This is a genomic window from Rhodopirellula sp. JB055, from assembly GCF_043100905.1.
Lineage (GTDB): Bacteria > Planctomycetota > Planctomycetia > Pirellulales > Pirellulaceae > Rhodopirellula.
On sequence record NZ_JBICHO010000271.1, the window covers coordinates 1 to 8,171 of the forward strand.

The 8,171-nt window shown below is 57.4% G+C and carries 6 protein-coding genes; 5 read left to right on the forward strand and 1 reads right to left on the reverse strand.

All coding sequences use genetic code 11. From position 1 onward, the window contains the following. The 5 genes from ACF8AM_RS10945 to ACF8AM_RS10965 all read left to right on the forward strand — a co-directional run. A partial coding sequence (locus tag ACF8AM_RS10945; RefSeq protein WP_392555672.1) for a hypothetical protein occupies window positions 1–2,646 on the forward strand: 2,646 nt, incomplete at its 5' end. Between the two features lie 15 nt (window positions 2,647–2,661). Continuing rightward, window positions 2,662–3,681, forward strand: coding sequence for a hypothetical protein (locus ACF8AM_RS10950; RefSeq protein ID WP_392555673.1), 1,020 nt, complete (start codon window positions 2,662–2,664; stop codon window positions 3,679–3,681). After that, window positions 3,678–6,101: a hypothetical protein gene (locus tag ACF8AM_RS10955; RefSeq protein ID WP_392555674.1), complete on the forward strand. Its 2,424-nt coding sequence runs from the start codon at window positions 3,678–3,680 to the stop codon at window positions 6,099–6,101. The genes ACF8AM_RS10950 and ACF8AM_RS10955 overlap by 4 nt, the downstream gene beginning before the upstream one ends. Continuing rightward, on the forward strand, window positions 6,098–7,195 hold the full coding sequence (locus tag ACF8AM_RS10960) for a hypothetical protein (protein ID WP_392555675.1): 1,098 nt from the start codon (window positions 6,098–6,100) through the stop codon (window positions 7,193–7,195). The genes ACF8AM_RS10955 and ACF8AM_RS10960 overlap by 4 nt, the downstream gene beginning before the upstream one ends. Next, window positions 7,192–7,971, forward strand: a complete 780-nt coding sequence (locus ACF8AM_RS10965; protein ID WP_392555676.1) for a hydroxypyruvate isomerase family protein — start codon at window positions 7,192–7,194, stop codon at window positions 7,969–7,971. The genes ACF8AM_RS10960 and ACF8AM_RS10965 overlap by 4 nt, the downstream gene beginning before the upstream one ends. Here ACF8AM_RS10965 and ACF8AM_RS10970 read toward each other — a convergent pair. After that, window positions 7,958–8,171: hypothetical protein (locus ACF8AM_RS10970; RefSeq protein ID WP_392555677.1), on the reverse strand; the 214-nt coding region annotated here is incomplete at its 5' end. The genes ACF8AM_RS10965 and ACF8AM_RS10970 overlap by 14 nt on opposite strands.

The following is an 8,171-nucleotide window of genomic DNA, read 5'->3' on the forward strand; positions in this document are numbered from 1 at the left end:
GTCGCCCAACATCCCGACAACTACTTGAACCAACGAGTCATGCAAGAGGCTCGCGAACACGCCCGACACAACGACTGGCCTGACGTCGTGTCGTCGCGTTGGTTGTGGGTCAACCGATTGTTCGGACTGTCCGGGACCGTCGCGTCACTAGTCTGCGCCGCCACTTTCCTGCTCGCTGAACCAGACGCTTCTGCCACAGCGTCCTCGGTTGCCCTGCCCAAACCAGACGTGGTGATTCAACCCGGTAGCACAGAAATCGAACGCGGCACCAATTTGTTGGTCACAGCAGAATTCCAAGCCGACTGGATCAATCGCCAATCCGCTGTCGAACCGGAACTCGTCCTGACCGCCATCGCTAACCAACCTGTCGAATCGATCCAGGAAACCGACGAACAACTTGACGGAGATCCCAAGGAACCGCGAGTCGCCCGTTTGCCCATGCGGCGAAGCATGGCGGATCCCATTTGGGGCGGTTTGGTTCCCGAGGTGGACGAGTCCTTCACATACCGAGTCGCTCTGCCGCACTGGACAAGCGAAGAATATCGTGTCGAAGTTTTCGAATACCCAACCGTCACCCGAAGTGACGCGGCGATCGTTTACCCCGAGTTCACCGGACTGGAAAACCGTCGTATCGAAGACACGGTGCGGGTCTCGGTCGCCAAGGGCAGCGAAGTCACTTGGTGGGTGCGAGTCAACAAACCGGTCACATCAGCCCAACTCCTTCCAAAGCCATACAAGAAAGACGAAGAGTACTACGAAGCTCCCTCGCCATTGGAACTGACCCAAGACCCCGAGCGTCCTCTGTGGTGGTCCGCCACGATCAAAGTGGACGAAAGCCAACGATACGACGTGGAACTGAAGGACGAGAAAGATCGCACGAACCAATCATCGACTCAGCTCATCGTTCGAATGCTTCCCAATCAGTTGGCCAAGATCCGGCCCACCGTCGGCGGCGACCTTTCCGTTTCTGCTCTCGAAGAGTTCCTGATCGCCGCGGAAGTTCGCGACGATCATGGGCTTGCTCGCGCTGGCGTCTCGCTGACATTCGCCGGTAAACCACCGCAGGACATTGTGCTGGCCGAAAACATTGCGGCCAATCAAAAGCAAACGATCCAGCACCTCGTCGACATGGAATCACTTGGTGCGAAACCGGACGAACTGCTGTCCTACTCGTTCTGGGCCGAGGACAAGGTGGACATCGAAACGTCCGAGACCAACCTCCGACGCACGCAGAGCGATTTGTACTTCGCCGAGGTCCGACGCTTCGAAGACATTTTTCGCGAAGGCGATCCGCAATCCAGCCAACCTTCTGAACCGTCCGAACCAAGCGAGCAAGAACAACAAGCCGAAGAGCTGATCGAAACGCAAAAACAAATCATTCAAGCAACGTGGAAGCTGATGCAATCCACCGTTCGCTGGAACGAGCAAACGACCGCCGACGTTCGCGTGGTCGCCGACTCTCAACAAGACGTGATCGCTCAACTGGATGAACTGGCGCAGCAACTCAACGAAGCCGAAGCCAAGCAGCACGCCGCCAACGTTCGACAATCGATGCAAACCGCCGTTGCGGAACTGAAACGAGCGATCGAAACCAGCGATCGAGAACCCCTGTCGGCTGCCGTGGTCGCAGAACAACCCGCTTACGCCGGTCTGCTGCGAATGCGAGCCAGTGAATTCGAGGTCACGCAATCCCAACAACAGCAACCCAGCCAAGGTTCCGCGGGCCAACAACGCAAGCAGCAGCAACTCGATGAACTCGAACTGGATCAGGAACAGGACCGCTACGAGACGCAGCAACAAGCTCAGATGACACCGGAGCAGCAAGCTCAGCGCGAGACGCGTCAGGTTCTCAGCCGGTTGAGCGAACTGGCTCGTCGACAACAGGATCTCAATGAGGAACTGGCACAGCTTCAATCCGCGATGCAACTGGCGGACGACGAAGAGGAAAAGGAAGAACTCCGCCGCCAACTGGAACGCCTGCGAGAACAGCAACAAGACATGCTTCGTCAAACCGACGAACTGATGGAACGCATGAATTCACCCGAGAACGCTTCCACCATGCAGGAAGCCAGCGAACAGCTTGAAGAAACGCGAGAAAACATTCGTGAAGCGGGCGAAGCGATGGAACAACAGGACGTCGGGAAAGCACTGTCCAGCGGCAAACGTGCCGAGCGTGAACTGGAAACCGTCCGCGAAGAAATTCGCGAACAGGCTGCAGGTCAGTTCAACGAAGCGATGCAGTCGATGCGAGAACGCGCCCGCGACCTGAACACTCAGCAACAAGAACTCGAAGAAAAACTCGCTGAGATGGATGCCCCCAGAGAATCACCTGGACTGCGTTCCAGCGGCGGTCGCGAAGAGTTGACCGACGCTCTCACTGAGCAACGCGAATCGCTGGGCGAACTGATGGAAAACATCGAAGAAGTCGTCCAAGATGCAGAAGAGTCGGAACCACTGCTCGCGCAAAATCTCTACGACGCGTTTCGCGAAATTCAACAACGCCGCGCCGAAGAACGACTCGACGCTGCCAGCCAACTTCTTCAGCGTGGCTTTGACCCGCAGTCGCAACAGATGGCTGGGCAAGCCGGCGATGCGATCGAAGAGTTGAGCGAACAAATCGAAACGGCCGCCGAAAGCGTGCTGTGAAACGAATCGGAAGCATTGCAGCGGGCTGCCAACCTAGCCGAGCAATTGGAATCCGCAGTGGACGACGAAGTTCAACAAGCACGCTCTGACGCCCCGAGTGCGAACGGGCAGGGCAGGGCAGACCAACCTCAAGATGAAGAACCTGGTGAAGGCCAACCGGGGCAAACTCCGGAGGGCCAAGCTGGTGACCAACCCAGTGGCCAGCCAGGCAGCCAATCACCCGGAGGTGAAGTACCCAGCGAAGAAAACCAGCCCGGCCAAGGCGGAACGGGTCAACCGCAAAGTGAACAACCACCCGGTGAGCAATCAAACGGCAACCTACCACCGGGCGAGCAATCACCCAGCGAATCGGAAGGTGGCCAACTGCCGCAGTCAGGCTCGCCATCGGAGTCCGACTCGCCATCTCAACCCAGCTCACCGGGGCAGGGTGGGGCAGGGCAGGGCGGCCAAGCTCAGGACGGGCAGCCCCAAGATGGCTCCGCACAAGGTGAACCATCCGAAAACGGCGAAACGCCTGGGGATTCCGAGAGTCCCAGCGGGCCTCCCGGACTTCGTCCCAGCTCCCAATCCCAACCAGGCCAATCCCAACAACCAGGCCAATCGCAATCGCCCTCCATGAACCCCAGCCAGGGTGAACGAGGGGGCGCCAACCCAAGTGCGGCCCAAGCACCATCGTCACCGAGCAACTTCACATCGCCCCTCACCGGCGAAGGTTTTCGCGAATGGTCGGATGGCTTGCGAGACATTGAGGAGATGGTCTCCGATCCCGAACTGCGTTCACGCGCCACCCGAATCCGGGAACGAGCCCGCGACATGCGTGAAGAGATTCGTCGCGAATCCAAACCACCTCAATGGGACTTGGTCGAAGAGATGATTGTGGAACCCATGCGAGAACTCAAACGCGATCTCGCTGAGGAATACATGCGGCGCAGTGCCAAGAAACAATCCCTGGTTCCAATCGACCGTGATCCCGTTCCGGATCAATACTCCGAAGCCGTGCGACGTTACTACGAACGAATTGGGAGCGGGCTTTGAACGACGCTCTCAACACGTCTGACAACTGGACCCAGCATTTGGTCTGGGGTGCACCAGAGTGGATCGTCCCCGCCGCGATCCTCGCGGTTGTGCTCGCCGCTGCGATCGGCTGGTCCTACACCCGATCTCGCGCGTCCACCCCGATTCGCGTGCTCGCGGCTACCCTGAAACTGATTGCCGTTGCATTGATGCTGCTGTGTCTGCTTCAACCGATGTGGCGGGGCGAGCGTCCCCGCCCGCAAGCCAACCTGTTTCCGATTCTGGTCGACACCAGCCAGAGCATGCAGCTCCAAGACGTCGACGAAAAACTTTCCCGCGGTCAAAATTTTGCCGATGCACTCGCACCCGACTCCGACTGGCGAGTTCGCCTGGAACAAACCTTCGACGTGCGGCTGTTTGGCACCGATTCGCGATTGAGCCGACTCGCTGACATCGAGACGCTCGAATTCAGCGGCACCCAGTCCTCCTTGCAAACGTCGATCGCTGCCTTGTCCCAGCGACTCGAGGGACGCCCCGTCGCCGGTGCATTTCTTTTCAGCGATGGCAACCTCACCGATGCCGATTCCGAAGCAATCACCAGCACGGATTCTCCGTTTCCGATTTTCCCCGTGCTGCCCGACCGTCCGACCACTCCGACTGATTTGCGACTCGAACGTGTCAGTGTGACTCAAAGTGATTTTGAAACCTCGCCGATGACCGTGCGTGCCGATGTGATGGCAACCGGAATCGAAGACCAAGAGGTCGTCGTGCAATTACTGAACGCATCCGGAACGTCCATCGAAGAGAAAACAGTCACCATTGAAAAAGAAGGTGAACTCCAATCGGTGACCTTCCGCTTTCGCCCGGAACAATCGGGAACGCAGTTCTATCGCGTGCTGGCGTTCGCTCCCTCCCAACGCAAATCGATTCGGTCGCAAATCGATGAGGGCAAAGCCTGGCTGGAAGGATCCTCCGGCGATGAAGCCACTCTGCGAAACAACCAGCGTTGGATCGACGTTCAACCGCGGCGTGGACCATTTCGTATCCTGTACTTAGCTGGACGTCCCAATTGGGAATTCAAATTCCTCCGCCGTGCACTGCAGAGCGACGCTGAAACGCAGCTTGTGGGGTTGCTGCGAATCGCCGACAAAGAACGCAAATTCAACTTCCGCGATAAGAGTGTGAACACGAGCAACCCGTTGTTTGCTGGGTTGGGTGACGACGAAGAGGAAACCCGCGAGCAGTACGACGAAACCGTGATGATTCGCTTGGGTGTCAAAGAATCTGAAGAACTCAGCAAGGGATTCCCCGATACGTCCGAGGAACTGTTCGCCTATCACGGAATCATTCTGGATGACATCGAACCCGAGTTTTTCACGCAGGATCAGATGCTGCTTCTGCGGCAATTCGTGAGCTTGCGTGGCGGCGGTTTGCTGATGCTGGGAGGCCAAGAATCATTCAACGATGATTCCTTTGGAAAGACACCTTTGGGCGAACTTTCCCCCGTCTATGCCCCGCGAAATCGGCCCGATCAACCGGCTCCCGCTGGTAAGTGGACAATCACGCGAGAGGGTTTGCTGCAGCCCTGGCAGCGACTCCGCGAAACCGAAGCCGCTGAAAAACTGCGACTCTCAAAGATGCCACCGTTTCAAGTCACCCATGAAGTGGGCGACATCAAACCAGGGGCGATCGAACTGGCTCAGTTGAAAACGCAATCCGGCCAGTCGGCTCCCGCATTCATCACTCAGCGATTTGGCAAAGGGCGGACCGCAGCCATGCCGATCGGCGACTTCTGGCGTTGGTCAATGCGAAAGAACCAGCAGAACAACTCCGCTGAAGTCAACGACGATCCCGCTCAGGCTTGGCGTCAGATGGCACGTTGGTTGGTCGGAGAAGTCCCGCGCCGAGTGGAACTGGGCATCCAACCGGACAGCTCAACCGGGTCCACCGACTTGCGAGTCCTGGTACGAGATGAATCCTACCTGCCGATGGAAAACGCAACCGTCACACTCAATGTGACCGGCGAAGATGGCATCCCGATCCCACTCACCGCTCGGCCGGACGCGGATGAACTGGGAACATACACCGCCACGTTTGTTTCTCGCGAATCCGGTCGGTTCATGGTTTCGGCGGATGTGAAAGCGGCCGACCAGAGCTTCATCGGAAACGACGAAGGCGGCTGGGTCAGCGATCCCGGTATGGAGGAGACTCAGCGGTTGGCGTGGAACGAAAACTGGCTGAATCACTTGGCCGAATCGACAGGCGGAGAAGTCCTGCGAGTCTCAGACCTTGGCGACTTTGTCAGCGACCTTCCCAACCGAGAAATACCAGTGACGGAAACATGGGTCTATCCCCTTTGGCACCAAACATGGGTGATGGTACTCGCGATGGCATGCCTCTGCGGTGAGTGGGGACTTCGACGATGGAAAGGACTCGCATGAGCGACCGATTGAAAACGCTTCGTGGAAATCACTGGGCCAAATTAGGCATCGCGACCGTACTGTGCATGCCCCCATCAACGATGGGCTGGGGACAAGACACGTCGTCGGTCGATCCAATCACGACCTCCCAAACAAAGCAAGAATCCCAAACGGCGGATTCAACAGACAGCACACTCGTTCGTGGCGATCTGATTGTGGTTGTCGGCGCGGCGGGCGAAGAAACGTATGAACCCGTCTTCCGCGAGTGGTCCGACACGTGGGTGCAACTTGGGAAAACGGCGAAGTTGAACACAATTCGAATTGGCGAGGCGGCTTCCAACAATGAACAGAGCGATTTGCAGTTGCTGGAGGAAGCTCTGCAAAAAATGGAAACGGATTCCCCGCGACCACTGTGGATCTCGCTCATTGGCCACGGAACTTTTGCTCGCAACATCGCAAAGTTCAACTTGCGAGGCCCCGATGTTTCGGCGGATCAACTGAAGGATTGGTTGGCGGGTTTCAAACGGCCTGTGGTGGTCATCAACAACGCGTCTTCCAGCGGTCCATTCATCAACGCTTTGTCGGGCCCCGATCGAATCATCGTGACCGCGACCAAGAGCGGCAACGAACAGAACTTCGCAAGGTTCGGTCAATATTTTGCGAAAGCCCTGGCGTCGATCGACTCCGACCTGGACCACGACGATGCCGTCTCGATTCGCGAAGCGTTTGTCAGAGCGAGCAAGGGCGTCGAACTGTTCTACGAAGCCGAAGACCGTATCGCGACGGAGCATGCGTTGATCGATGACAACGGGGACGGGTTAGGCACCAAAGCCGACGACCTTCGCAAAAAAGTGCTCACCCCCGAGCAACTGTTGATGCTCGATGGGAAACAGGCGGGCCGCATGACGGTCGCCCCGGTTGCCAACTCATTGAATTGGACCGACGATCAACTTCAACGTCGCGACGAATTGGAAGATCAACTGGACGCACTTCGCATGCAGCGGCTTTCCAATCCCGCGGCTTTCCCTGACAACCAATGGGCGGATCACCTGGAGAAAATCCTAGTCCCGCTCGCCGAACTCTACCACGAAGTTGAAAGCAACTCGCCTCCATGAACTCACCCGCTCGATTGAAAGCTTCTGTCTGCGTCGACGCTGTCCTCGAAAACCTGTCCACCGTGGATGCCATGAAATTGGTCGCAGAGTGCGGCTACCCCGCTTTTGAATTTTGGAAGTGGTGGGACAAGGACCTGGACGCAATCAATCAAGCTCGAGAAGAACTGCAACTGCAGGTCGCGGCATGCTGCACCAAATTTGTCAGCCTCGTTGATCCCGCCACGCGAGCTGAATACCTGTCGGGCCTGAAAGAATCCGTTGAGGCGGCAGGTCGACTGGATTGCCCCGTGCTGATCTCTCAAGTCGGTGACGCACGACCGGGTGTCGATCGTGCAGAGCAACGGGACTGCATGGTGGCAGGTTTGAGAGAAGCCGCCCCGATGCTGGAAGATTCCGGCGTTGTGTTGGCGATCGAACCGCTCAACGAACTGATCGACCACGCAGGTTATTACCTGGTCCGCAGTGACGAAGCGTTCTCAATCATCGAAGAGGTTGGCAGCCCGAATGTGAAGGTCACCTTCGACATCTATCACCAACAAATCAGTGAGGGTCACGTGATCGCGAATTTGACGAAGAACATCGACGCGATCGCTCACTTTCACGCCGCAGGCAACCCTGGTCGACACGAACTCGACCGCGGTGAATTGCATTACCCGTCCATCTTTGCCGCGATCGCGGACACCGACTACTCCGGCCACGTCGGGCTGGAGTATTGGCCTGTGAACGATCCCGCCACGGGACTTTGCGACGCCGCGTCCTGGATCAAGAAGGTTTGAATTTCTTCTTGCCGCGTTTCGCGGTCGGCGCGGTACTTCCGTTGTTGCGGGACTTGTTCCCAAACGATCGTTTTCCGCCGCCGGAGAACTTCCCCTTGCGAAAACCTTCTTTGCGGAACTTCTTGCGGCCACCGCCGCCTTCGAAGTCGTCCACATCATCGCCGGCTTCTTGGAGGTTCAACCGTTTGCCGGCGACCCAT